At 57.6% G+C, this 26011-nt stretch carries 23 protein-coding genes and 1 other RNA gene; 14 read left to right on the plus strand and 10 right to left on the minus strand.

What is annotated here, in order from left to right; translation table 11 throughout:
- Positions 1–344: 344 nt before the first annotated feature.
- The 3 genes from gcvP to gcvT all read right to left on the minus strand — a co-directional run bounded on the left by gcvP (position 345) and on the right by gcvT (position 5092).
- On the minus strand, positions 345–3221 hold the full coding sequence (gcvP, locus tag AB5Y90_RS11715) for an aminomethyl-transferring glycine dehydrogenase (RefSeq protein WP_368166893.1): 2877 nt from the start codon (positions 3219–3221) through the stop codon (positions 345–347).
- A 299-nt stretch (positions 3222–3520) separates the two neighbouring features.
- A complete protein-coding gene (gene gcvH / locus AB5Y90_RS11720; RefSeq protein WP_005333898.1) occupies positions 3521–3910 on the minus strand; it encodes a glycine cleavage system protein GcvH in 390 nt (129 codons plus the stop codon).
- Between the two features lie 84 nt (positions 3911–3994).
- Entirely contained in the window at positions 3995–5092 is a 1098-nt protein-coding gene (gcvT, locus tag AB5Y90_RS11725; RefSeq protein ID WP_368166894.1) for a glycine cleavage system aminomethyltransferase GcvT, read from the minus strand.
- Here gcvT and AB5Y90_RS11730 point away from each other — a divergent pair.
- On the plus strand, positions 5069–5296 hold the full coding sequence (locus AB5Y90_RS11730; RefSeq protein ID WP_216948418.1) for a hypothetical protein: 228 nt from the start codon (positions 5069–5071) through the stop codon (positions 5294–5296). The genes gcvT and AB5Y90_RS11730 overlap by 24 nt on opposite strands.
- Before the next feature lie 212 nt (positions 5297–5508).
- On the opposite strand, the gene AB5Y90_RS11735 is transcribed toward AB5Y90_RS11730, so the two are convergent.
- From AB5Y90_RS11735 to AB5Y90_RS11745, 3 genes are all read right to left on the minus strand, one after another.
- A complete protein-coding gene (locus tag AB5Y90_RS11735; protein ID WP_368166903.1) occupies positions 5509–6777 on the minus strand; it encodes an FAD-dependent 2-octaprenylphenol hydroxylase in 1269 nt (422 codons plus the stop codon).
- Positions 6778–6913: 136 nt separating this feature from the next.
- The gene (ubiH, locus tag AB5Y90_RS11740) at positions 6914–8137 is read right to left on the minus strand and encodes a 2-octaprenyl-6-methoxyphenyl hydroxylase (protein ID WP_368166895.1); all 1224 of its coding nucleotides are present in this window, start codon (positions 8135–8137) and stop codon (positions 6914–6916) included.
- A gap of 177 nt (positions 8138–8314) precedes the next feature.
- Complete coding sequence (locus tag AB5Y90_RS11745; protein ID WP_005333908.1) at positions 8315–8884, minus strand: UPF0149 family protein; 570 nt, start codon at positions 8882–8884, stop codon at positions 8315–8317.
- A 173-nt stretch (positions 8885–9057) separates the two neighbouring features.
- On the opposite strand from AB5Y90_RS11745, the gene zapA reads away from it, so the two are divergent.
- Both zapA and ssrS read left to right on the plus strand, forming a co-directional pair.
- Positions 9058–9390, plus strand: coding sequence for a cell division protein ZapA (gene zapA / locus AB5Y90_RS11750; RefSeq protein WP_005333910.1), 333 nt, complete (start codon positions 9058–9060; stop codon positions 9388–9390).
- 16 nt (positions 9391–9406) lie between these two features.
- Positions 9407–9588: non-coding RNA, 6S RNA (gene ssrS / locus AB5Y90_RS11755), on the plus strand.
- A 170-nt stretch (positions 9589–9758) separates the two neighbouring features.
- Here the strand turns inward: ssrS and emrD are convergent.
- The 3 genes from emrD to AB5Y90_RS11770 form a co-directional block, all read right to left on the minus strand.
- Positions 9759–10955 carry a multidrug efflux MFS transporter EmrD gene (emrD, locus tag AB5Y90_RS11760; protein ID WP_042657566.1) on the minus strand — a complete coding sequence of 399 codons (1197 nt, stop codon included), beginning with the start codon at positions 10953–10955 and terminating at the stop codon, positions 9759–9761.
- Positions 10956–11217: 262 nt separating this feature from the next.
- Positions 11218–11880 (minus strand): glutathione S-transferase family protein, encoded by a 663-nt coding sequence (locus AB5Y90_RS11765; RefSeq protein ID WP_368166896.1) that lies wholly within the window; start codon positions 11878–11880, stop codon positions 11218–11220.
- Between the two features lie 157 nt (positions 11881–12037).
- Positions 12038–12487 carry a hypothetical protein gene (locus AB5Y90_RS11770; RefSeq protein ID WP_182963634.1) on the minus strand — a complete coding sequence of 150 codons (450 nt, stop codon included), beginning with the start codon at positions 12485–12487 and terminating at the stop codon, positions 12038–12040.
- A 199-nt stretch (positions 12488–12686) separates the two neighbouring features.
- Between AB5Y90_RS11770 and suhB the strand changes: the two genes are divergently transcribed.
- Positions 12687–13490 (plus strand): inositol-1-monophosphatase, encoded by an 804-nt coding sequence (gene suhB, locus AB5Y90_RS11775; RefSeq protein ID WP_005352992.1) that lies wholly within the window; start codon positions 12687–12689, stop codon positions 13488–13490.
- 375 nt (positions 13491–13865) lie between these two features.
- Here suhB and AB5Y90_RS11780 read toward each other — a convergent pair whose 3' ends face one another.
- Entirely contained in the window at positions 13866–15497 is a 1632-nt protein-coding gene (locus AB5Y90_RS11780) for a methyl-accepting chemotaxis protein (RefSeq protein ID WP_368166897.1), read from the minus strand.
- A 340-nt stretch (positions 15498–15837) separates the two neighbouring features.
- Here AB5Y90_RS11780 and AB5Y90_RS11785 point away from each other — a divergent pair, with 340 nt between their 5' ends.
- The 10 genes from AB5Y90_RS11785 to AB5Y90_RS11830 all read left to right on the plus strand — a co-directional run bounded on the left by AB5Y90_RS11785 (position 15838) and on the right by AB5Y90_RS11830 (position 26004).
- The gene (locus tag AB5Y90_RS11785; protein WP_368166898.1) at positions 15838–16770 is read left to right on the plus strand and encodes a ZIP family metal transporter; all 933 of its coding nucleotides are present in this window, start codon (positions 15838–15840) and stop codon (positions 16768–16770) included.
- Between the two features lie 167 nt (positions 16771–16937).
- On the plus strand, positions 16938–17630 hold the full coding sequence (gene mtnN / locus AB5Y90_RS11790; RefSeq protein WP_040067225.1) for a 5'-methylthioadenosine/S-adenosylhomocysteine nucleosidase: 693 nt from the start codon (positions 16938–16940) through the stop codon (positions 17628–17630).
- A complete protein-coding gene (locus tag AB5Y90_RS11795) occupies positions 17627–18589 on the plus strand; it encodes a cobalamin biosynthesis protein (RefSeq protein ID WP_368166899.1) in 963 nt (320 codons plus the stop codon). The genes mtnN and AB5Y90_RS11795 overlap by 4 nt, the downstream gene beginning before the upstream one ends.
- The gene (locus AB5Y90_RS11800) at positions 18582–19403 is read left to right on the plus strand and encodes a cobalamin-binding protein (protein ID WP_368166900.1); all 822 of its coding nucleotides are present in this window, start codon (positions 18582–18584) and stop codon (positions 19401–19403) included. Before AB5Y90_RS11795 ends, AB5Y90_RS11800 begins: the two co-directional genes overlap by 8 nt.
- Positions 19404–19525: 122 nt before the next feature.
- Positions 19526–20773: a flagellin lysine-N-methylase gene (gene fliB, locus AB5Y90_RS11805; protein WP_368166901.1), complete on the plus strand. Its 1248-nt coding sequence runs from the start codon at positions 19526–19528 to the stop codon at positions 20771–20773.
- 21 nt (positions 20774–20794) lie between these two features.
- Positions 20795–21985, plus strand: coding sequence for a UDP-N-acetylglucosamine 4,6-dehydratase (locus AB5Y90_RS11810; RefSeq protein WP_335875367.1), 1191 nt, complete (start codon positions 20795–20797; stop codon positions 21983–21985).
- Positions 21986–21994: 9 nt separating this feature from the next.
- Positions 21995–23137, plus strand: a complete 1143-nt coding sequence (locus tag AB5Y90_RS11815) for a LegC family aminotransferase (RefSeq protein WP_335875368.1) — start codon at positions 21995–21997, stop codon at positions 23135–23137.
- 2 nt (positions 23138–23139) lie between these two features.
- Entirely contained in the window at positions 23140–24300 is a 1161-nt protein-coding gene (gene neuC, locus AB5Y90_RS11820; RefSeq protein ID WP_335875369.1) for a UDP-N-acetylglucosamine 2-epimerase, read from the plus strand.
- Positions 24297–25370: an N-acetylneuraminate synthase gene (gene neuB / locus AB5Y90_RS11825; protein WP_335875370.1), complete on the plus strand. Its 1074-nt coding sequence runs from the start codon at positions 24297–24299 to the stop codon at positions 25368–25370. Before neuC ends, neuB begins: the two co-directional genes overlap by 4 nt.
- Positions 25363–26004, plus strand: a complete 642-nt coding sequence (locus AB5Y90_RS11830) for an acetyltransferase (RefSeq protein ID WP_040095534.1) — start codon at positions 25363–25365, stop codon at positions 26002–26004. The genes neuB and AB5Y90_RS11830 overlap by 8 nt, the downstream gene beginning before the upstream one ends.
- Positions 26005–26011 lie beyond the last annotated feature (7 nt).

Below are 26011 nucleotides of genomic sequence, written 5' to 3' on the forward strand. Positions count from 1 at the left end.
AACGCCTTAAATGGCGAAGAAACGGTCTAAATAGGCTGATTCAAGGCATTTACGGGAGAAGAAATCGGCTCAAACATGAAGAAATGAAATGACTGCGTCAGCCGAGAAGAATTTCCCCGCTTATTCGCACCTTCCATAGTCTCACACCAGAGTCTTGTTCGCACCTTCCCCAACACGGCTGAAAGATCAAAATGCGATCATTTTTATAATTTAATGACTCTCAGTCCACGGAATAATAAAAAGGCCCTGCTGTTGCAGGGCCTTTGAGTTTCCAACTTGAATGGTCGGTTTCCAACTTCAATGTCACGGTTTCCAACTTAAATGGCCGTGATCATAAACGCCACTTACTTGGCGTAATCCTCAGTCGGGATACAGGAGCAGAACAGGTTGCGATCGCCGTAGACGTCGTCGATACGGTTCACTGACGGCCACAGTTTGGCGGCACGCACGGCGTCGGACGGGAAGACCGCCTCGGCGCGGCTGTAGCCACGGGACCACTCTGCATCCATCACGTCATCCTGCGTGTGCGGCGCATGAACCAGCGGGTTGTCGGCGAGGCTCCACTGCCCCTCCTGCACCTTGGCAATCTCGGCGCGTATCGACGTCATCGCCTCGACGAAGCGATCCAGCTCGCGCTTGGATTCCGACTCGGTCGGCTCGACCATCAGGGTGCCCGCCACCGGGAAGCTCATGGTCGGTGCGTGGAAGCCGTAGTCCATCAGCCGCTTGGCTACGTCCATCTCGCTGATGCCGGAAGCCTCCTTGAGCGGGCGGATATCCAGAATGCACTCATGGGCCACCCGACCGTTGCGGCCGGAATAGAGCACCGGGAAGGATTCACCCAGCTTCTTGGCCAGATAGTTGGCGTTGAGGATTGCAACCTGAGTGGATCTCTTCAGCCCCTCGTCACCCAGCATGGCGATATACATCCAGCTGATGGGCAGGATGCTGGCCGAGCCGAACGGTGCAGCCGACACGGCGCCATTGTCACGGCTCTCCTTGTCGGTCTTGACCACGGCGTGGCCAGCCACGAACGGTGCCAGATGCTTCTTCACGCCGATGGGGCCCATGCCCGGGCCGCCACCGCCGTGAGGAATGGCGAAGGTCTTGTGCAGGTTGAGGTGAGAGACGTCTGCCCCAATAAAGCCCGGCGCAGTCAACCCGACTTGCGCGTTCATGTTGGCACCGTCCAGATAGACCTGACCACCGTGCTGGTGAACGATGTCGCACACCTCCTTGATGGTCTCTTCATACACCCCGTGGGTGGAGGGGTAGGTCACCATCAGACAAGAAAGCTGATCACCCGCCTCGGCCGCCTTGGCACGCAGGTCGTCGAGATCCACGTTGCCGGATTTGTCACAGGCGGTGACGATCACCTTGAGCCCCGCCATCTGGGCAGAGGCCGGGTTGGTACCGTGGGCAGAAGCCGGAATGAGGCAGATATCGCGATGCCCCTCGCCACGGGATTCATGGTACTTCTTGATGGCGAGCAGACCTGCGTATTCGCCCTGGGCACCTGAGTTGGGCTGCATGCAGACCGCATCGTAACCGGTCACTTTTACCAGCCAGTTTTCGAGGTCGGCCAGCAGCAGCTGATAGCCCTTGGCCTGGGCCAGCGGCGCGAACGGGTGCAACTTGCCAAACTCGGGCCAGGTCACCGGGATCATCTCGGCGGTGGCGTTGAGCTTCATGGTGCAGGAGCCGAGCGAAATCATGGCGTAGTTGAGCGCCAGATCTTTGGCTTCGAGACGGTGGATATAACGCAGCATCTCGGTTTCGGAGTGGTACTTGTTGAACACCTCGTGGGTCAGCACGGCGTCGGTGCGCAGCAGATCCTGCGGGATGGCGTGATGAGCCTGGGCCGCCTTGTCGAGGGCCTCGATGTCGAGGCCATGGCCTGCCCCTAGGAACAGTTCGAACAACTCGGCCACATCGCTGCGGGTGGTGGTTTCAGAGAGCGACACGCCCACCGCTCCATCGAGGTCTGCACGCAGGTTGATGCCATTGGCTTCAGCCTTGGCAATAAGTGCTGCTTTATCTGCCGTCAGCACGGTCAGGGTATCGAACCAGCTGGCATGCTTGAGGGCGACCCCCTTGGCCTTGAGGCCGAGCGCCAGAATGGTGGTGAGACGGTGCACGCGGGAGGCGATGGTTTTCAGCCCTACCGGGCCGTGGTAGACAGCGTAGAAGCTCGCCATGTTGGCCAGCAGCACCTGAGCGGTACAGATGTTGGAGTTGGCCTTCTCGCGGCGGATATGCTGCTCGCGGGTCTGCATCGCCATACGCAGTGCTGCCTTGCCGCGGGCATCCTTGGAGACACCGATAATACGGCCCGGCATGGAGCGCTTGTAGGCATCGCGGGTGGCGAAGAAGGCGGCGTGGGGGCCACCGTAGCCCATGGGCACGCCAAAGCGCTGGGCGGAGCCCAACACCACGTCGGCGCCCAGCTCGCCCGGGGATTTGAGCAGCAGCAGAGAGAGCAGATCGGCGCTGACACAGGCCAGCCCTTTCTGGGCCTGTACCGCGGCAATCAGGGCACGCAGATCTTTCACCTCACCTGTGGTGGTGGGGTACTGGAACAGGGCACCGAACACCTCTTCGCTCACCGCATCGCTCGCGGCGCCAACCGCCACGTCGAAACCGAAGTGAACCGCGCGCTCCTTGACCACGTCGATCACCTGCGGGTGCACATCATCGGCCACAAAGAAGAGGTTGGATTTGGACTTGGCCATCCGCTTGGCCAGCGCCATCGCCTCGGCGGCGGCGGTCGCTTCATCCAGCAGAGAGGCGCTGGCCAGATCCATGCCGGTCAGATCCAGCGTCAGCTGCTGGAAGTTGAGCAGGGCTTCGAGACGGCCCTGCGCCAGCTCGGGCTGATACGGGGTGTAGGCGGTATACCAGCCCGGGTTTTCCAGCACGTTGCGCAAAATGACGTGGGGCACATGGGTATCGTGATAACCCATGCCGATATAGCTCTTGGCAATCTTGTTTTGAGCGGCATAGCCTCTCAGCTTGGCCAGCGCCTCCACTTCGGTCATGCTGGCACCGATGCCGAGCGGGCCCGGCAGGCGAATGGCGGCGGGCACGGTCTGGGCAATCAGATCGTCCAGGCTTTCGGCCCCGACGGTCGCCAGCAGCTGGCGCAGCTCTTCCTCGCCCGGGCCGATATGGCGGCGGACAAAATCGGTTTTTTGCTCGAGTTCAAACAGTGACTGGGTCATTTCCCTATTTCCTGATAAATAAGTCCTGGCATGACATCCTGATAACCAAGACCTGATGTTCCTGATCGTCGGCAGATACCGACTCCACTCATGTTCTGGGTCCCGCAGACAGGATGCGGCACCGGATGCTGCGGCAGCATCAAGAGGGGATCGCCTTGTTGCGAACCGGCCCGTTTGCCCCCTGGGCTCCTAGGGTGGCAAACGGCAGGCGCGGACGACTTCACCCTTCCACCGGCCGGTGCTTGCCCGGCTGGCGGTCATACAAAGGGGCCCTGCTGTGTTGGCAGGGCCCGGGGGCATTACTCTTCGTCCACCACGTTCTGGTAGCCTTCGGCATCCAACAGGTTGGCCAGTTCGCTCTCGTCATCGAGCTTGATGCGGAACAGCCAGCCAGCGCTGTAGGGGTCGGAGTTGACCAGCTCGGGGCTCCCTTCCAACTCTTCGTTGACGGCAATGATCTCGCCGCTCACCGGGCTGTAGATATCGGAGGCCGCCTTGACCGACTCGGCCACGGCGCAGTCGTCACCGGCACTGACCTGCTTGCCCACTTCCGGCAGCTCGACAAACACCATGTCACCCAGCAGCTCCTGGGCGTGCTCGGTGATACCGACCACGGCCTCGCCGTTGGCTTCAACACGGATCCACTCGTGGGAAGTGGCATATTTCAGTTCGCTCGGGATATGGCTCATTTGTGCTTCCTTTGATCTTTGAGTCGCGTTTAAAAACGAATATGAAAAGGGATGGGGGAGGCACAGCCCTCCCCCAAGACGATGTTAAACCAGCCTCTGGCCGTTACGGACGAAAGCGGGCTTGGTGACCTTCACGGTGACCAGCTTTTTGCGGATCTCCACCTCGGCCAGTTCACCGATATCACGGGGCACCCGTGCCAGGGCAATACTGTAGCCCAGGGTGGGGGAGAAAGAGCCGGAGGTGATCACACCTTCCCGCTTCTCACCGTTTGCCGCAGTGAAGGTAACGGGCATACCGGCACGCAGCACCCCTTTCTCTTCCATCACCAGACCCACCAGCTTGGGCTGATTGCCCGCCACTTTCTGTGCTTCCAGCACGTCGCGGCCGATGAAGTTGCGATCGCTCGGCTCCCAGGCGATGGTCCAGGCCATGTTGGCGGCCAGCGGAGAGACTGACTCATCCATATCCTGACCGTAGAGGTTCATCCCCGCCTCGAGGCGCAGGGTATCGCGAGCACCGAGACCACACGGGGCCACGCCGTTATCCAGCAGCGCTTGCCACAGCTCGCAGGCTTTCTCTTGCGGCACCACGATTTCATAACCATCTTCGCCGGTGTAGCCGGTAGTGGCGATAAAGAGATCGCCAGCCTGCACGCCGAAGAAGGGTTTCATCCCCACTACGGCAGTGCGCTGGGTGGCGCTCAGCACGGCTGCGGCCTTGACCTTGGCGTTGGGGCCCTGCACCGCGATCATCGCCAGCTCGGGACGCTCGGTCACTGTGATGTCGAAATCGATGGCGTGATGGCGGATCCAGGCCAGATCCTTCTCGCGGGTAGCGGAGTTGACCACCAGCCGGTAGAAGGTATCGGTGAGGTAATAGGTAATGAGGTCATCGATCACGCCGCCTTCCGGATTGAGCATGCCGCTGTAGAGGGCCTTGCCGGGGGCAGTGAGTTTGGCCACATCGTTGGCCAGCAGGTGTTGCAGAAAGGCTTTGACCCGTTCGCCGGTCAAATCGACGATGGTCATGTGGGAGACATCGAACATACCGGCATCGCTGCGCACCGCGTGGTGCTCTTCCAGCTGGGAGCCGTAGTTGATGGGCATTTCCCAACCGTGGAAGTCCACCATCTTGGCGCCGGCTTCCAGGTGTTTGGGATGCAGTACAGTAGTCTGGATCATCGCATTCTTTCCTTAGCAAAAAGCCTTTTCGCTTTGGCGACCACCCTTGCGATCCGTGCCACCGCTCTGACTGCACTACGTACAGCAAAAAGCGACCGGATCCAAAAGTGTGTGCTCGCTCCTGCCCTTGCCAGGCAAGAGGGATTCCTTGAACGGAGCGGATTATATGACAAGCAGGCGAGCGTGCCGCTCAAAAAAAACTAATCCCCTCCCGTAAAACCGACTCCAGACACTAAGATAAATGCAGTGATAAAAACAGCCATAAGCCGACTCAGGCGAGATTAAATTTTGATTTTTACCGTTTCGTCACAATTTGCAGAAAAACGTTTCGCTCCAGAGCAAAATTAAAGGCTGACACCCAAAACGGGTCATCAGCCTTGTCGGATTACTTTTGTTGTCAAAAACGGCGAGTAATATTAGTTTTTTTCACCCTTGGCCTGCATGGCACTGCCCTTGGTCGCCGCAACGACCCAGTCAGGACGGGCCAATGCGGGCAACTCTCCCTCCAGCCCCATGGCAGCGCGGATCACCCCCTCCTTGAAGGGCGTCAGCAGATTGGCCGCGCGCAATCCCACGCCCCGCACCAGCTTCTTGAGCGGGTTGGCCCCGCTGAACAACCGCTTGAGCCCTTCCATCGCCGCCAGCATGCGAGCCGCCTCGCTCTTGCGCCAGCGCTCGTAACTGCGCAGGTTGGCGAGCAGGCCGATATCCTCGCCCGCGGCATGATTTTGCAAGATCTGCTCCGCCAGCGCGGCAGCATCCAGCAGGCCAAGGTTGACCCCCTGCCCCGCCAGCGGGTGGATGGTGTGGGCAGCATCTCCCACCAGCACCAACCGCTCGCGAGCAAAATCGCGGGCATAGCGGGCGGTAAGAGGAATCGCGCTGCGCGCCCCCTCCACCTTGCACAGACCGAGCCGGGCATCGAAGGCGGTGGTGAGCTGGCGGTTGAACTGCTCGTCGTCACAGGCGCAGAGCACCTCGGCACGAGCCGCAGGCAGCGACCAGACGATGGAGCAGAGGTTCTCCTGCCACAGCGGCAAAAAGGCGAGCGGGCCATCCGGGGTGAAGATCTGGCGAGCAACAGCTTCATGGGGTTCGGCGCAGCGCACCGTCGCCACCAGCGCGTGGTGGCCATAATCCCAGCTGGTGAGCGGGATATCAGCCTGACGGCGTACCCAGGAGTGGGCGCCATCGGCGGCCACCACCAGTTTGGCAGAGATGGCCTGACCATCTTCAAGAAGCAGCAGGGCGCCCGCCGGGCCGCTCTGCAGGCTCTTGGCTCTGGCGGGGGTCAGCAACTGGATATTGCTGGCACCTTCAATCGCCTCAAGCAGCGCCAGCTGGATCACCCGATTCTCGACGATGTGGCCGAGGTTGGCCTGACGCAGGCTGGCGGCATCGAAGTCGATATGGCCGAAACTGTCCTGCTCCCACACCGCCATCTTGTCATAGGCCTGCAGGCGGCGCGCTTCAATGCCGTCCCAGGCGCCGACATGGCGCAGGATCTGCTGGCTGGCCAGACTCAGGGCGCTGACCCGATTATCGGCCACCTCCCCCAGCTGCGGGTCGGGCAGTTGTCCCTCCACCACCAGCACCTTGAGGGCGCTATGTTTCAGGGCCGCAGCGAGCCCCAGCCCCACCATGCCGCCACCGACAATCACCACATCCACATTTTGCATCTGCATCATCTCATCCTTTCAGGGCTGACCGGCTGGCCAGCGAGGGGACGCCCGCAGGCATCACCTCTTTATTCAATAGGTTTTGATCAACGAATGGCGGTCACCATCTTCCGGTCAACAGGCTCCACTCAACAAGTGCTGGCTAGTTGCCGCACACATCGGCGACAAAGCCCAGGGTGCGCGAGGCGAGCGGTGCCTTGAGGCTAGGGAATCGCCCCATCAGGGTGAGCGCCAGATTGCGCCCTGCCACCAGCGGATCGTGACTATTGGAGAAGAGCTGGGCCAGCGAAGAGGTGAGCCAGACGGTCTGATCCTGATCCTGCTTGCGCTGCTGCCAGTAGCCACTCAGTACCTGGAAGCTGCCGATATCCTCCCCCTCTGCCAACGCCTTGGCTACGGCGTCGGTAAGCAGGTCCAGATCACGCATCCCGAGGTTGAAGCCCTGTCCGGCGATAGGGTGCAGGGCATGAGCAGCATTGCCCACCAGCACGGTACGCTGGGCCAGCGGGTAGTCGCAGGCGGTCAGAATGAGCGGATAGACGTGACGCACGCCACATCGCTCGAAGCGGCCGAGCCGCCAGCCAAAGGCCTGCTGCAGACGGGCAAGAAACGCCGCCTCATCGAGGGCCATCAGCTCATCCACCTCATGCTGCCCGACGCTCCATACCAGCGAGGAGAGCCCCTCCTGCATAGGCAACAGGGCAAGCGGCCCCCCTTCGGTAAAGCGCTCGAAGGCGCGTCCTGCAGGATCTTGCGCCGTTTTGACCGTGGCGATGATGGCGTGCTGCTCAAAGTCGTGGCGGGTCACCGGCAACTTGAAGTGCTGACGCACAAAGGAGTTGCCCCCGTCTGCGGCCACCAGCAAGCGGGTCTCAATCTGTTCACCACTCTCGAGGGTGAGGGTCACCTTCTCCTCATCGGGCGCAATCTCGCTCACCCGGGCCGGACAGCAGACCCGGATATTGGGAGAGGCCGTCATCGCCCGTTGCAGCTCATGACCGGCAGCAGCAAGCTCGATCACCTGACCCAGCGCGGGCAGACCGTATTCAACCGCCGACAGGCGAGCCTGGCCGCAGTGGCCCCGATCCGAGACATGAATATGGGTAATGGGGGCGCAATGGGGGGCAAACAGCGGCCAGAGTCCGCGCCGTAACAGCGCATCACAAGTACCGGCCGAGAGCGCAATGGCGCGGGCGTCGAACCCTGAATGGGTGTGCTGTTCGGGGACGCTTGCCTCCAGCAGCAGGATCTCGAGGGGGGAGCCATCGGATCGAAGCAGGGCTGCCAGCGAGAGCGCCAGCACGGCACCGCTCATTCCACCGCCGACCAAGGTGACATCGACCTGTCGCACATCAGATTGAGACATAAGCAGAGAGGAAGAAGTGAAAAAGGTGGCCTCATGCTATCACAAAGCCGCTGGCCGAATGCGAGGTCACCGGCAAAAAACCGGTTGCGCCTCACAGGGTTAGCCACCACAAGGGAATAAAAAAGAGCGCCATCAGGCGCTCTTGCAGATTCAGTAAGGGTCGCGTTGCCCCGCACCTCAATGAAGGGTCGGCGGCGCGCTCGGGGTATCGGGGCGCTTGCCAAACTCTTCGAAGGCCATCATGACCCCCAGTTTGACGTGTTCGTAGAGCACCAGGAAGGAGGCTTCGTTCTCGTCATCTTCCTGATCGAACTCGGCGGAGACCTGAGTGATGCTGGCGATATCCTGGATCATCTCCTGCAACTCTTCCGACGCACGCGACAACTCCTGCTGCACCACGCCGAAACCGGCCAGAAACGCCTGTGACCAGTCCACCAGCGAATCGATGCGCTCATCGAGGGGGGCATCATCGCTTGGCAGCAGCAGCTCGACGCCCTTCTGGGCCATCAGGCTCTCGACCACATTATGATAAAGATCGGTCATCACCTGGCGCACCGGGGCCGGCAGGCCGAAACCGTCGTTCACCAGATCGTTGAAATGGGGCAGCCAGCTCTTGTCGTCCAGTGCCACGCCGCCGCACACCAGACCGCAGATCACACCATGGGCCTCTACTGCGCTGGCCATCAGCTCATGCTGTTCCATGATGTCGGCCACTGCCGCATATTTAAGGGGGTTCGTTTTGCTCATCGAGGATCCGCTCAAAGTTCAGTCAAATTTGCAGAATTAATGGTCAGGATCCTAGCATTCTCCCTCTTCCAGAGCCAGCAAGGCCTTGAAACTTATGCATCTGCGCTATATAGTCCCGCCCAGTTGTCCACGTGGATAAAGGCGGAAATCAGCTCCGCCGTATTGAGGAAGGCATGAGCACAGAGGCCGTAGAAATCGTCATTTTGGGACGTCCCTACAAGGTATCCTGTCCCTTGGGACAGCAGGATGCCCTGCGCCAGGCCGCCGAGCAGCTGACCGACAAGTTGATCGACCTGCGTCAACGTTCCAAAGTCTCCAGCAACGAGCAATTGGCTATCATGGCGGCGCTCAATTTCTGTCATGAGCTCTGCCTTGAAAAAGAGAAGAACCACCAATATTCTGAGACCATGGACAAGCGGATCAAGATGCTGCAGCGCACCATCGAAGCGGCCCTGATCGAGCACGGACAATATGGTGATTCCAGCGAAGAGGGGCAACAGCCCTAATCGCAAACCGTTTTAAAATTCCCTGGGATGTTTGTCAGCCGGTTCAAGTCCCCGAGCCGATAATCATACCCAACAGGGGATCGGCCTTCTGGCTATTGCGCATGCTCGGCACGACCGAGAAGCCTGCGGTCAGATTCGATTCCCGCCTTGAACCTACGGTTCAAGGGCCCAAACCGGCAACGGCATCTCGGGGTACCAACAGCAAAAGCCCGTCACCTGCGTGACGGGCTTTTTCTTTGCCTGAAGTTCACCTCACCGCAGCGATCACCACATCAAGCGAACGAATGGGATCTATCTGCCCGTTCTTCGGATAAAACAAAGCCCACCGCAGAGGGTGGGCTTGCTCCAGGCGCAAAGAGATCGGCTGATCAGATGGCCATCTGCTCGTGGGGGGAGCCGTGGTGGCGCAACCAGACAAAGCTCAACGCCACGATCAGCACCATCAGGGTCATAATGGCACCCAGGGTCACCTGACCGGTCATCGGGAAACCGGCGGCCAGCAGAGTCACGATACCGGCCCCCAGATTCTGCATCCCGCCGAGAATGGCACCGGCCGTCCCTGCCTGACCCGGGAAGGGTTCGATGGCGCAGGAAGTAGCGGTCGGGTAGAGAATGCCGCTACCGATGAAGTAGACGGCCGCGCCCCCAACCAGCGAGGCAGCACTCACCACACCGAACAGCCCCGGCACCAGAATGATCAGCGATCCCAGCGCCAGAAAGGCGATACCCAGACGCATCAGCTTGCCCTGGCTCAGGCGAAAGCTCAGCTTGGCAGAGAGCCAGGCACCGAACAGATAGCCGGGCAACGGCAACACGAACAGCACGCTCACGGTACGGGCGCTCAGTTGCAGCACATCACCGAGCAATACACCGGCCGCCGCTTCAAACACCGCCAAACCGGCAAAGGTCGCCATCAGGCAGAGCAGGTTGCCCTGAAAGCGCGGGTTGCCCAGCACGTGGCGATAGGCAGCACCGACGCGCAGCGGCTGACGGGCAGCAACGGGCAGGGTCTCGCCAAACCAGGCCAGAATGGCCAGGGTCGCCACGGCGCCAAAGCCGAACAGGAACCAGTAACCGGCGCGCCAGTTGAACAGCTCGGTCAACCAGCCACCCAGCACAGGCGCCAGCAGCGGGGAGAAGATCACCCCCATGCTCACCAGACTGTTGGCGCGGTTGAGCTCGGCGCCGTTGTAGCGATCGCGCATCACGGTGCGGCTCATGGCGCCACCGGCACCGGTCCCCAGCCCTTGAATAAAGCTGCCCACCAGCAAGGCGGTGAAGTGCGGGATGAGCTGGATGGTCAGAGTGCCCACCAGAAACACCATCATGCCGACGATCAGCACCGGGCGACGGCCGATACGATCCGACAGCGGCCCGTAGACAAACTGGGAGAGGCCATAGGGGATCAGGTAACAGGCCATTACTGCCTGCAACTGGCCCGAGGCCACATTGAAGTCCCCCGCCATCATCGGAATGGAGGGAACATACAGGGTCTGGGTCATCTGGCCCACAGCGACCATCAGAATGGTCAATAAAAACAACGGATAAAAACTGTGCCGATCCATATCAGTCCCAAAAAATCGAAAAAATGCTGCCGCCCCTCTGGCACAAAATAGCCCAGAGGAATCCGATCACAGATGCTGTGATGCAATCAAAAACAGTGTTGGAAACAGTAGGCGGGGAGCCCGCCAGACCACCGCACAGGACGCTTGGTGGTATGGGGGCATCATAGTGACTCAGCTCACAAAAAACGAACGAATCTTTATAATCAGCTTGCCCTAGTTTTTCTAATATTACGGGGCAAAGCGCCCCGTCGGTAGTTAAAAATCAACGCGTTACCATCTGCTGCGCCTGCTTGATCAGCTCATCGGGCTGCTCCTTGCGCGGCGGTATGGTGATCCCCTTCTGGCAAGCAGGCTTCTCTGCCATGCGGGCCATCCAGGCTTGCAGATGGGGTAACCCCTCGATGGAGATGCCGCTCCAGTCATAAATCCGCACCCAGGGCCAGGTGGCGATGTCGGCGATGCTGTACTCATCCGCCAGATATTCATGGTGGGCCAGATGGCTGTCGAGCACCTCGAACAGGCGGCGCCCCTCCTTCTGGTAGCGTTCGATGGCGGCGGGGATCTTCTCGGGGAAATAGCGGTAGAAGACGTTGGCCTGCCCCATCATGGGTCCTACCCCGCCCATCTGGAACATCAGCCACTGGATGGCCTTAGAGCGGCGTTTGGGATCAGCGGGCAGCAACTTGCCCGCTTTCTCCGCCAGATAGATGAGGATGGCGCCCGACTCGAATACGGCGAAATCGTCGTTATCCCGATCGACGATAGCCGGAATGCGGCCATTTGGGTTGATGGCAAGAAACTCGGGCTTCTTCTGATCCAGTGCCGACAAATCGAGGGGAATGACCCGATAGGGCAAACCCAGCTCTTCGAGAGCGATCGCCACTTTGAAACCATTGGGGGTCGCGGCGGTGTAAAAATCGATCATGATTCACTCCTTGTTGGTCATAGCCAAATTGCACAGTTTTAACAGGGTGCAACACCATAGCCACCTCATCTTGCAACAAGTGACCGGCTCCAGACCATTAAAAAGCGGCGCACCATAGGCCAAATAAGGCCACGGTGCGCTCTGGCAATGGTAGATATTAGTTGATCACGGCGACCGGCTTGCGCTGGCGCAGCATGATCAGGCGGGAAAGCAGCGGGAAGTAGGACTCCAGCTTGCGCAACAGCACCCGGCTGCAGGCAGGCTCGGCCAGCTCCGACTCATCCAGCACGATGCCGTTTGAGACAAAATAGAAACGGGGGTCACGCACATCCGGCCCGCAGACCGTCAGCTCCTTGTCCCCCTTGCGGATCAGCAGCGGCAAGACCGGCAAACCGATCGTCTCATCCTCTCCCCGGGCAAATCCGGCATCCTGCCAGGGCGCATCACCGTCGATCAGCAGGATCTCCGTCTTGGCCGGTTGCCACTGGGCCAGGGGGGTCACGGTGATGTGGGCAAAGTGATCACCGTACTCGGGTGACGATCGTAAAATGGCCAGCAGTCCCTCGCTGGCAGTAGACACATTTTGACTCACTAATGACAAATTCATGGTTCACATCCCTATGCTCATGACAGCCTGTATCCGGCTGCTGGGATAAGACTAGCGCAGATCTGGTCTATATTGGAGCCGTCAAATCTGGCAGTGGTAATCAATTGGTCGTAGGGGGATAACAGTTGCCATCGCACAAAATACTGGTATCATACCGCGTCCTTTTATCCCCCGTTCTTTAACATCCAGTGGTGAACCTATGCATCCGATGCTGAATATCGCCGTGCGCGCTGCGCGCAACGCCGGTCAAGTTGTAGTAAAAGCCTTCTCCCAGCCCGAGAACATTGAGGCTATCCAAAAAGGCAGCAATGACTTCGTGACCAACGTTGACCGTGAAGCCGAAGCGGCCATCATTCACACCATCAAAAAATCTTACCCGGAGCACAGCATTGTTGCTGAAGAGTCTGGTGAGATTGCCGGTACCAATCCGGACTACCAATGGATCATTGACCCACTGGATGGCACGACCAACCTTGTCAAAGGCATTCCGCACTTTGCCGTTTCCATCGCCCTGCGCGTAAAAGGCAAAACCGAACAAGCCGTTGTTTACGATCCCATCCGTGACGAACTGTTTACTGCTACCCGTGGTAGCGGCGCCCAGCTGAACGGCTACCGCATCCGTGTCGGCAAAGCCAAAGAGCTGGCTGGCACCGTACTGGCTACCGGTTTCCCCTACAAACAAAAGCACCACATCGAGTCCTACCTGAAGATGTTCCAGAGCATGTTCATCGAATGTGCCGACATCCGTCGCTCCGGCTCTGCCGCACTGGATCTGGCCTACGTGGCTGCCGGTCGCGTCGACGGTTTCTGGGAAATCGGCCTCAAGCCTTGGGACACCGCTGCCGGTGAACTGCTGGCCAAAGAAGCTGGTGCCATCGTCACTGACTTCGTAGGTGGTCACAACTACGAAAACTCCGGCAACATCGTGGTTGCCAACCCGCGAGTCCTGAAAGAGATGCTGGGCAAGATCCGTGAAGAGCTGCCGGAATCCCTGGCCAAATAAGCCAGCGCCCCAGCATTCACCAAGATAAAAAAGCCGGCGCAAGCCGGTTTTTTTTATCTCTGCAATTTATCTCCGAAATACAGCCCACACTGCACCAACGATGACGCCCCCCGTCCCCCCCACATTTCTGCATGCCATATCCCCTCATTACCAGACTTCCACTCCAAGTTGTCAGCTATATCTCGCTATCAAACACGCAGTTTCCCAAACTCTCGTTACCAAGACCCATACAGAGATGCCACAGCAATGACTTCCTTCTTACCAGCCCAGAACTGATCTCGCTGATACAGATGCAAACCAATTCATTGCCAACAGACAGATAAAAAACACCCGGCATATCGCCGGGTGTGATGATGGAGCGCATCGACCTGCTTATCAGGCGAGACGGAAACGCCCGATAGTCTGTCTCAGGCCGACAGCCAGCTGGCTCAACTCCAGACACGCGCGAGCAGTATGATCCGCCCCCAGCGCCACCTCATTGGCGGATTCGTTGATCCGCTCGACGTTGCGGCCCAGCTCGTCAGACACCGCATCCTGTTCACCGCATGCGCTGGCAATCTGGATCGCCATATCGGCGATTTTCTCAACTGCTTCTTCGATCTGCTGGATTCCATGTCCAGTTTGTTCACTCTGGGTCACACACTGGCGGATCATATCGCAACTCAGTCCGGTCACCTCTTTCGCCTGATTGGCGCGGGACTGCAGGGTTTCGATGATGGCGACGATCTCGCCGGTAGAGGCCTGGGTACGACCAGCCAGGGTGCGCACCTCATCGGCGACCACCGCAAAGCCGCGGCCCTGCTCACCGGCACGGGCAGCCTCGATGGCGGCATTGAGGGCCAGCAGATTGGTCTGATCGGCAATGCCACGAATGACATCAACCACTACGTTGATCTGGGCAGACTCGCGCTCCAACTCAGCCACCAGCGTGCCGGCCTGCTCAATCTCTTCGGCCACCTGGGTGATCGCCACCAACGAACTCTGCACATCCTGATTGCCACTGCGGGCCAACGCATTGGCGGAGCTGGCCGATTCGGAAGCGCTCTCGGTGTTACCCGCTACATCGGCAACGGTCGCCTTCATCTGGGCCATAGCCGTCGCTACCAACGAGATCTCTTGCTGCTGACTCTGGATCCCTTTGGCGGACTGTTCGGAAACCGCGCTCACTTCTTCAATCGCGGTGCCCAGCTGGGTAACCGCAGCCACCACCTCTTCAATCAGGCCACGCAGGTTATCCTGCATCTTGAGGGAGGCCTTTGCCAGCGCACCCAGCTCGTCACGACCGATATGCTGGCGCTCAAGTTGGTGGGTCAAATCGCCCGCAGCAATGGCATTGGCCTGCGCCACCACGGCCTGCAGTGGCAGACAGATTTGACGAGTCAGGAACCAGGTCATGGCCATCATAAACAGCAGCAGACCGCCGATACTTACCATGGCAAACGAGATCACCATGCTGACAGTGCCCAGCAAACTAGCCCGGTTCTCTTTGACAAAACCAAGGTTCACATCGATGAGACTATTTACAGCCTGCTCCAAATAGCCAAAAGCCGCATTCGAGGCAAACAACTGTGCCTTGGCCTGCTCTTGTTGTCCTTGTACCAGCAACTGATCGAACTCGTTCACAGAACGTTGATAACTGAGCCACTGTTGTTTGACCTGATTAAACACTTGGCGCTCATTATCATCACCGACAGTCGCCTCATAGGCGTGAAAAGCGTTGTCTACTTTCTGGATATTCTGTTGGATCCGGCTACGACGAGCTTGCAGATCGGCGGCATCGTTCACCATCAGCAAGGCAAACTGGGCACGACGGATATAGGAGACGTCATAGAGCAGGGTTTCGACCGACAGGACACTCGGCAGCGTAGAGTCGGTAAAGTTCAATACCCGATCACGCACACCGCGCAACTCGCTGGAGAGAAAGATACCGAATATCACGTTGACGGCGGCAATAACCGCAAAGACCACGGCAATTTTTTTGCCGATGGAGAGATTCTTGTAAAACATAGTGGCGGGTGATCCTCTACTGCTGACAGGCGAATGGAGTGTGGCGAACACATCCCTATGAGCAAATACCCGGACCTTCCTGACGGGAAAAATAGCAGAACACCGGGAAGATAGGGTTCCGCAAAGGCGCGCACGCCAGCACAAAGCGACCACCTCCTCACTTTTCTTTAAAAATTAAAAGCAACTTAACAAAACCAACAACCGGAGCCGGATCACAAAAACCACCCCAAATTCACCTGGCACCATTTTCCCGATAGCAACAATCGTCTTGCAGACATGGACAAGGGGTGGCCGAGTCGATGTAATGCCACCATCCACTTTGCACATCCGAGGTCATGCCATGGACCATCTCTCTGCCCTCCCCCCGTTATCCTGGTCACAGCAACTGCGCAGCCAGATGCAAAGTCGCCCGCTCACCGCTCTCGGCCTCTTTATCGCGCTGGTCGCGGTGCTGCTCCTGTTGCTACAGAGCCTGATCATGTTGGCGACCGGCGACGTAACCAGCGGCGTGCGCTACGGCCTGATCGGGGGGGCAGCCGGTTTTGCCGCCACCACCATTGGTGCCCTGCCCGCCCTGTTTCTGCGCTCGGTACCGCAAAAAGTGGAGGACACCATGCTGGGCTTTGCCGCCGGCATGATGCTGGCGGCCAGTGCCTTCTCCCTGCTGCTGCCGGGGCTGGAGGCCGCCGAGGGGATTACCGGCAACGGCTTTAGCGCCGCCGCCGTGGTGGTGGTCGGCATGACCCTCGGGGTGCTGTTGATGCTGGGACTGGATCAGTTCACCCCGCACGAACATGACAAAACCGGCCCCTGCGGCCCCGGCCACGAGAGCTGCTCCCGGGTCTGGCTGTTCGTCTTTGCCATCGCCCTGCACAACCTGCCGGAGGGGATGGCTATCGGGGTCAGCTTCTCGCAGGGTGATATGGCGGTGGGGCTGCCGCTCACCACTGCCATCGCACTGCAGGATATTCCGGAAGGACTGGCGGTGGCGCTGGCCATGTGTGCCGCCGGTTTTCGCCCCTCGGTGGCGGTGCTGGTTGCCATCGCCAGCGGCCTGCTCGAACCGGTTGGCGCCCTGCTCGGGGTAGGGCTTTCCAGCGGCCTTGCCATCGCCTACCCCATCGGACTTGGGCTCGCCGCCGGCGCCATGCTGTTTGTGGTCTCGCACGAGGTGATCCCGGAGACCCACCGCAACGGTCACCAGACCTATGCCACCCTCGGCCTGATGGCAGGCTTTGCCCTGATGATGACCCTCGACACCGCGCTCGGCTAAAGGCCCCCTCCTATCTCATCAATGCTTTTTGTCACCTGCGGCGCTCCCATATGGAGAGCCGCGCTTCATCTCTCCTTTCGCTTGTGCCTCTCGGCGCCGACGCCATCTTTTGTTATGATCTACAGCAACTTAAATTCAGCCACACGGCTATCAAGACGAGGTCAGCAATGAAAGTAGGTATTATCGGCGCCATGGAGCAAGAAGTGGCCCTGCTGCGCAGCCAGATGAGCAACCCCACCACCCTGCAACTGGGCGGCTGCGAGTTCTATCAAGGGATGCTGGCAGGCAAAGAGGTGATCCTGACCCGCTCCGGTATCGGTAAAGTCGCCGCCAGCGTGGCCACCAGCCTGCTGTTGGAAAAATTTGCCCCCGACTGCGTCATCAATACCGGCTCTGCGGGCGGCTTTGCCCAGGACCTGCACATCGGTGATGTGGTTATCGCCAGCGAGATGCGTTTCCACGATGTGGACGTGACCGCCTTTGGTTACGAGATGGGCCAGATGGCGCAGCAACCCGCCGCCTTCCCCTGCGACGAGAAACTCATCGCGGTCGCTCAGGATTGCATCGCCGAGCAAGGCAAGCACCAGACCAAGGTCGGCCTTATCTGCACCGGCGATCAGTTCATGTGCAAACCGGACGCCATCGCCAAGGCTCGCGCCGACTTCCCACAGATGCTGGCGGTCGAGATGGAAGGTGCCGCCATCGGTCAGGTGTGCCACATGTTCAAAGTGCCCTATCTGGTGGTACGCGCCATGTCTGATATCGCCGGCAAGGAACAGGTTGAATCCTTCGATGCCTTTATCGAAGTGGCTGGCAAGCACTCCGCCGAAGTGATCATCAAGATGCTCGGCAAGCTGTGATCGAGACCGGCTCGCTTGATTTGATGGCCGACGCCCTCCTCTCAACGACGGCGGCCATTCTGGTAGGTGCTGCCCTGCTGGAGGCGGTGATCCCGTGGCCATCCCATCTACGTCTTTCGGCCGTCACGCCACTGCTGACCCGGCTGGGGCACAAGGTGCACAGACCCGATGGTTCACCCGGCCAACAAATGCAGGCCGGCCTGCTGGCGATGCTGGTAGTCTGGCTCCCCTGCGCCGCCGGGCTCTGGTCGCTGCGCAATCTGGCCCTGAGCGAGCCGATCTTCGACCTGCTGTTCCTGCTGCTGATGCTCGAATCCCGTCCACTGCGCGAACTCGCCCATGCCACCCGCTCGCTCGCCACGCAGGAGACCCTGCCGCTGGCGAGATTGCAGTCAGCCCCCTGGCTCAAACGCGAAACCGGCAAACTCTCGGCCATGGGGCTCGCCAAAGCGGTGACGGAGAGCTGCGCCCTGCGTCTGGTCGGCCAATGGGCTGGCCCGCTGCTGGGATTTGCTTTGGCTGGCGTACAGGGCGCCCTGCTCTGGCGGCTGGTACAGCTGATGAATCAAAGCTGGAGTCGCAAAGACCCCGCCTTCGACCACTTTGGTCGCGCCGCCAGCGCCCTCTATCAGGGGCTCAATGCCTCCGTCATTTTGCTGCTGGGGCTGCCACTGCTGGCAAGCCGTCTCAAGCAGGCCGCACAGCTGCTGCGCAGTGGCGCGCTCTGGCCCTATCCTGCTATGGGTATGTTGCTTACCGTGCTGGCTGACAAGAGCCAGATCCGCCTTGGCGGCCCTCGCTACTATCAGGGAACCCTGCAACGCTGGCCGGTACTTGGCTGCGGTAATGACCCCGATGGTGAGTCACCGCGCAAGGTGCTCAATATTCTGCAAGGAATTGGCTGGAGCTGGCTGATGCTGGCGCTGCTTGTCACTGTGGCGGGGTTAGTTCATGGCTAGATGGTTGCGATTGCCACTCTGGCTGCCTTGTGTACTGCTTGCCTGGTTGCCCGGTGCCCTGCTGGCGGCGATCCCGAGCCGGGTGGTGAGCGTGGTTCCCCATCTTACCGAGCTGCTTTATGACATCGGTGCCGGTGACAAGCTGGTGGCCGTTGATGATGCCTCCGACTATCCCGCTGAAGTGAAAAACAAGCCCAAGGTGGCCAATTATCGCAGCATCAATGTCGAAGCGCTGCTGGCACAAAAACCGGACCTGATCCTGGGCTGGCGCTCGGCTCAATCACGGATGCTGGCCCCACTGGAGCAGCTGGGTATCCCGGTTTTCTACTCTGAGCCCACCGACTTTGCCTCGCTGGCGACCGAGATGCGGGCGCTGGGTAAATGGCTGGGAGTGGAAAAGAGTGCCAACGAAGCCGCCGATCGCTATCTGGCGCGTCTACATGGGCTGCAGCGGCGTTATGGCCAGCCAACCGGCGTCAAGGTGTTCTATCAGCTCTGGTACCCACCGCTCACCAGCGTCAGTGGCAATGCCTGGCCTGCTCAGGCAATCGAACTTTGCGGCGGGATCAACGTCATGGCGAATGCCAAGAGCCTCTACCCTCAAGTAGACATGGAACAGGTGATCAGAGCCAACCCATCGCTGATCCTGGCAGGGAGTCAAGATCCTGACGCCCTGCGTCATTGGCAAAAGTGGCCCAATCTGGACGCGGTGCAGCATCAGCGACTCGATGTGATCAACTCGGATGAGCTGCACCGGTTCACCTCCAGAACCTTGAACGGTGTAGAGTCGATGTGTCGTATGATCCATCACTGACGCAACATCAGGTACAACTGTTTCACAGTAACGGCCACAGGAAAAACAGGCTCTGGATTCATCATGGTACTAAACTTGCTAGGTTACAGCGTGTAACCTTAGCTCCAAAATGGACTTATAAAATGACCAAATCGCCCCCTGCTCATCAGTTTGTTCCGGTTTTTTTCAAAAATTTCCAGTGTATTGGCGATAAGTGTGAAGACACTTGTTGCAGAGGGTGGAACATAAGTATTGATAAAAAAACCTATCGCACCTATTCAAGTCATCCAGACTTATGGCTTCGTACAGAAACGATGAAGCATATTCAGAAAGTGAAGAAAGATGATCATAACTGGGGGCAAATTATCTTGAATGAGGAAGGATATTGCCCGTTTCTATCTGATGGCTGGTGCCAAATTCATAAGGAAGCAGGAGCCGATGCGTTAAGCAATACCTGTCGTAGCTATCCACGGGTTGAAACCCGCTTTGGCGACAATCTGAAATTGAGCCTGACACTCTCCTGCCCCGAGGTGTGCCGTCAAGTGTTACTCAATCCTGATGCCATGGCCATGGAGGTTCAACCATTCAAGGGATTCTACAAGACACAATTGATATCTGAGCAAGTAGAAAACTACCATCTTTTTTCAATCGATATTCTTTTGACACAAGGAATAAGTATTGAAGAGAAATTGTGGATCATTGGTTTAATGTTACATCGAAGCGAAGATAGCCTGCCCAATCAGCAATTTCTAGCACAAATAGGGAATTTGATAGACAGTGGTGAATTGCACAATGCCTTCTTGCAAATCCCTTACCTAGATAAACTACAATGGTGGGCCTTGCACCAATTAACGCAATTGCAATTACTAAGTAGCCAGAGAAAAAACCGTCGAGGTAGAGTAATTATTAATTACTGTTTGCAGAAAATAACAGAATTATTTTCTGATGATGGTGATATTACACCTCTTGCGAAAATACATGATGTTTGGCATCAAAAGGTTGAGCCTTTTTTGAATGCTCATCCACACATAATGCAAAACTATCTTGTTTACTATGTCTACCACCACAATTTTCCATTTGATCCTGATATTACGCCCCAACAATGCTATCAATTGTTGATTGCGGATTATTTTTTATTACGTAGTTATCTCTGTTTGATAGCAATGGCAAATCCACTTACGTTACAAGATGTCACAAATTTATTTTATAGTTATCACTGCGTCAGAATGCATAACAAAGAATTTGAAAAAGCTATGGCTATAGGTCTGAATCAGTATGGCAGCAATAACGATGTTTCTCTTTATGCATTGCTTAATACTACGCCCCCTTCAATGATGGCGAACCGTAAAGAGCAAAATGACACTAGCGCAGATAACGATAGACAAAATTAACTATTTGATTCGGGAGAACAAATGATATCTTCTCTGGCACTCCTAGGTCGCTCAGCATCGCTTTTTGAGCAAGATGTTGCTGAATGTCAGCATACGTTAAATGATGTTGTTGCCAACTCACGATTCTTAGTGCTTGGTGGTGCGGGTTCGATTGGCCAAGCAGTTACCAAAGAAATTTTTAAAAGAAATCCGGTAACGTTGCATGTTGTCGATATCAGTGAAAATAATTTAGTAGAACTAGTGCGAGATATTAGAAGCAGCTATGGCTATATTAATGGTGACTTTAAAACATTCGCACTAGATATTGGCTCTATTGAATATGATGCATTCATTAAATCTGATGGTGCTTATGATTATGTTCTAAATCTTTCTGCTTTAAAGCACGTGCGTAGTGAAAAAGACCCGTTCACATTAATGCGGATGATTGATGTGAACGTTTTTAATACCGACAAAACAATTGTTCAAGCTATCTCTGTTGGTGTCAAAAAATACTTCTGTGTCTCGACTGACAAAGCAGCCAATCCAGTTAACATGATGGGGGCGTCCAAGCGCATCATGGAGATGTTCCTGATGCGCCGCAGCGAACAGATTGCCATTTCAACCGCGCGCTTTGCCAACGTGGCCTTTTCCGATGGCTCCTTGCTGCATGGCTTCAACCAGCGTTTGCAAAAGCGCCAGCCCATCGTCGCCCCCAGCGACATCAAACGCTACTTCGTGACCCCCCAGGAGTCCGGTGAGCTGTGCCTGATGTCCTGCATCTTTGGTGAGAACAGGGATATCTTTTTCCCCAAGCTCAGCGAATCCCTCCACCTGATTACCTTCGCCGAAATTGCCGTGAAGTATCTGGAGCAGCATGGTTACAAGCCGTATCTGTGCAAGGACGAGGATGAAGCCAGGGCCTTGATGGCGAGCCTGCCTGAGCAGGGGATGTGGCCCTGCCTCTTTACCGAGAGTGACACCACGGGTGAAAAAGACTTCGAAGAGTTCTTCACCGACAAGGAAGTGCTGGATATGACCCGGTTCGAGAACCTGGGCATCATCAAGAATGACCCCTCATATCAGAATGATCTGCTCAACCATTTCGAGCAGACCATTGCAGCCATGAAAACAAAACGCGCCTGGGACAAGAAAGAGATCGTCGAGTTGTTCTTCGCCATGATCCCGGATTTTGCTCACAAAGAAACGGGCAAGTATCTCGACGGCAAGATGTAAGGAGTCGGTATGCATACTCAATTGATACGTTTTATTCGTGATACCTATAAAACCGATGACTTCATCCCTCTTCACGCCCCGACCTTCGCCGGCAATGAGCGTCAATATGTGCTCGATACCCTTGAAAGCACCTTCGTTTCCAGTGTCGGTGCCTATGTTGAGCAGTTCGAGCAACAAATAGCCACCTTTACCGGTTCAGCCCGTGCCGTTGCCACCATGAATGGCACGGCGGCGCTACATATCGCGCTCTACATGGCAGGTGTGCAGAGCGGCGATCTGGTGATCACCCAGCCCCTGACCTTTGTGGCAACCTGCAATGCCGTCTATCACATGGGCGCAGAACCCGTGTTCGTCGATGTATCACGCCAGAGTCTGGGGCTCTGCCCCGTTGCCCTGGCCAACTGGCTGGAAGAGCATGCATCTCGCACCGAGACAGGTGCCATCCACAAGGCAAGCGGACGCCGCCTCAAAGCCGTCGTGCCCATGCACACCTTTGGTCATCCGGTCGAACTAGACGAGTTGCAGGCCGTGTGTCAGGCCTGGGGCATCGCCCTGGTGGAAGATGCTGCCGAGAGCCTGGGTTCCTACTACAAAGGCCAACACACGGGAACGCTGAGTGCGTTTTCCGCCCTGAGTTTCAATGGCAACAAGATCATCACCACGGGGGGTGGTGGCATGGTGCTCTGCCAGAATGCCGAACAGGGGGCGCGCACCAAGCACATTACCACCACCGCCAAGGTGCCCCATCCGTTCGAGTTCTATCATGATGAACCCGGTTTTAACTACCGGATGCCCAATCTGAATGCGGCCCTCGGATGTGCCCAGATGGAAGCCCTGCCGCAATTCCTGGCGCAAAAGCGGGTGCTTGCCATGCACTATGCGGAGTTCTTCAAGGAACAGGCATGCCAGTTTGTGACCGAGCCTTCTTATGGACGCTCCAACTACTGGCTCAATGCGATTGTCTGTGAAGATCAAACCCAGCGGGATACGTTGCTGACCGAGCTGAACAAGGCTGGTGTCATGACCCGGCCCGTATGGAAACTGATGCATCGCCTGCCCATGTTCTCTCATGCCTTGCGTGGAGAATTAAGCAATGCCGAGTGGCTGGAAGCCCATCTTATTAACCTGCCCAGCTCGCCTGTCGAGGTCTGAACATGGCCAACACCATTGCCGTCTTTACCGGTACGCGCGCCGAATACGGGCTGCTCTATTGGTTGATGAAAGACATTGCTGCGGATCCCGACCTCGAGCTAAAGCTGATCGTCTCGGGTACGCACTTGTCCCCCGAGTTCGGCCTGACCTATCAGCAGATAGAGCAGGATGGCTTCAAGATCGATGAGCGCATCGAGATACTGCTCTCTTCCGATACATCAGTCGGTGTGGTCAAGAGTATGGGGGTCGCCTTGTTGGGGTTGGCCGATGCGCTTGCGCGTCAGCAGCCTGATGTGTTGGTGATCCTCGGAGATCGCTTCGAAGCCTTAGCTGCCGCCCAGGCGGCTATGTTGCAACGCATACCTGTTGCTCACCTTCATGGTGGTGAGATCACCGAAGGGGCCTATGATGACGCCATCCGCCATGCCATTACCAAGTTGAGCTACCTGCATTTCACGGCTGCCGAGCCCTATCGACAGCGTGTCATCCAGTTGGGTGAAGCACCTGAGCGGGTGTTCAACGTAGGCGCCGTCGGTCTGGACCACATCGTCAAGACACCACTGCTCTCCATGGACGAGCTGCAATCCTCTCTTGGCTTTACGTTGGACGCACCGTTCTTCGTGGTGACCTATCACACCGTGACTCTGGCCGATGAACCGGCCAGGGAGAGTTTCTGTGCCTTGCTGGCGGCGTTGGATAACTATCCCGACCATCAGGTCATCCTGACGTACCCGAATGCAGATGACGGTGGTCGAGCCATCATTCCACTGCTTGAGCAGTATGCGGCAGCCAATCCTGCACGCGTGCTGGCCATCCCGTCTTTGGGTTACAGACGTTACCTGAGCGCGGTGAAACACAGTGCCGCCGTGATCGGCAACTCGTCGAGCGGCATTATCGAAGTGCCTTCGCTGGGGGTCCCGACCATCAATATCGGCCAACGCCAACAAGGGCGCCTGGCAGCGAAGAGTGTGCTTCATTGCGATGCGAAGGTTGAGGCCATTACGCAATGCATTGCCAAGGCCTTACAGGCTATGGGTCCGGAGGCTTATGTCAATCCTTATGGTGCAGGGGACGCCAGCGGCCAAATCGTGGCACGCCTGAAGCATTTTGCCCCCCCCACCCTCAAACAGTTCCATGATCTCGACAGGAGTCCGTCGCCATGACCCGCATCATCGCCGAAGCCGGCGTCAACCATAATGGCGACGAAGCACTCGCCGTGGCACTGATCGATGCAGCCCACCGGGCAGGCGTCGATGTCGTCAAATTTCAGACCTTCAAGGCGGTCAATCTGGTGACCCGCCAGGCCAAGCAGGCAGCTTATCAAACCGCTAACACCGGCAAGGAAGAGAGCCAGCTTGCCATGCTCTCCCGCCTTGAGCTTTCGTTCGATGCCCATCTTCGTCTGATCGCCCATTGCGAGTCTCTCGGTATCGCGTTTCTGTCTACCGCCTTCGATACCGAGAGCCTGGACTTTCTGGTGAACCGGTTGAAGTTGCAGACCCTCAAGATCCCGTCCGGGGAACTGACCAATGCGCCTTTCGTACTGGCCCATGCTCGCACCGGTTGCGAGTTGATCGTCTCGACCGGTATGGCCACGTTGGCAGAAGTGGAGGCGGCCCTGGGGGTGATAGCCTTCGGATTGACCACGCCGCAGGATGCGCAGCCCGGTGAGGCCGCCTTCATGGCTGCCTATGCCAGCGAGGCGGGTCAGGCCGCTCTTGCCAACAAGGTGACCCTGCTGCATTGCACGACCGAGTATCCGGCGCCCATGGTGGATATCAACCTCAAAGCCATGGATACCCTGTCGCACGCCTTCCGGTTGCCGGTCGGTTATTCGGATCACAGCCAAGGCATCACCATCCCGGTGGCTGCAGTCGCCCGTGGAGCCTGCCTCATCGAGAAGCACTTCACGCTGGATCGCAACATGGAAGGGCCTGATCACAAGGCTTCTCTTGAACCCGATGAACTGGCCGCCATGGTGAAAGGGATCCGCGATGTGGAGCTGGCACTGGGAGACGGCATCAAAGGGCCTCGCCCGAGCGAGATCAAGAACAAGGAGATCGCTCGCAAGAGCCTGGTGGCTGCCTGCGACATTGAGGAGGGCGCCATCCTCTGTGCCGACAACCTCGCCATCAAGCGTCCGGGTGACGGCATGAGCCCCTATGCCTACTGGCAACTTCTGGGGCAACCTGCGAAGCAGGCTTATCAGTCAGGTGAACTTATCCGTGAATAAACCGGTCATTGTCCTCGGGGCAGGCGGACATGCCTCGGTGCTGGTCGACATGCTGCGCAGCCAGGGAGTGGTTCCCCTCGCGCTGGTTGCCCCCACAGCTGATGCACCGCGTGCCGCGCTGGCAGGTATTCCCCTCTGGCATGATGAGGAGATACTGACCCATCTCCCGGATGAGGTGGAGCTAGTCAATGGTATCGGCTCCCTGCCGGGCAACCCGTTGCGGGCAGAGTTGTTTGCCCGTTATCGCGCTCTTGGTTACCGCTTTGCAAGCGTCGTCAGCACTAAGGCCATGGTCTCTGATTACGCCGTGCTGGAAGAGGGGGTCCAGGTCATGGCGGGAGCCATCATTCAGGCCGGAGCCAGGATAGGTGCCAACAGCATCATCAATAGCGGTGCCATTGTGGATCACGACTGCCATCTGGGTGATGACAACCACGTCGCACCAGGTGCGGTGTTATCCGGCGGTGTGGTGACGGGTGAGAGAGTCCATATCGGTACGGGAGCTGTCGTGATCCAGGGCATATCAATTGGCTCTGATGCCGTGATCGGGGCTGGCGCTACACTGACGCGCCCTCTCGGAGAAAAGCAGATTGCATACGTTGCCCGGGGCAGCGTGGTGTCTATCAAGCAGTAAAGGATGG

The organism is Aeromonas sp. R4-1, assembly GCF_040908325.1.
In the GTDB taxonomy this organism is placed as follows: Bacteria; Pseudomonadota; Gammaproteobacteria; order Enterobacterales; family Aeromonadaceae; genus Aeromonas; species Aeromonas veronii.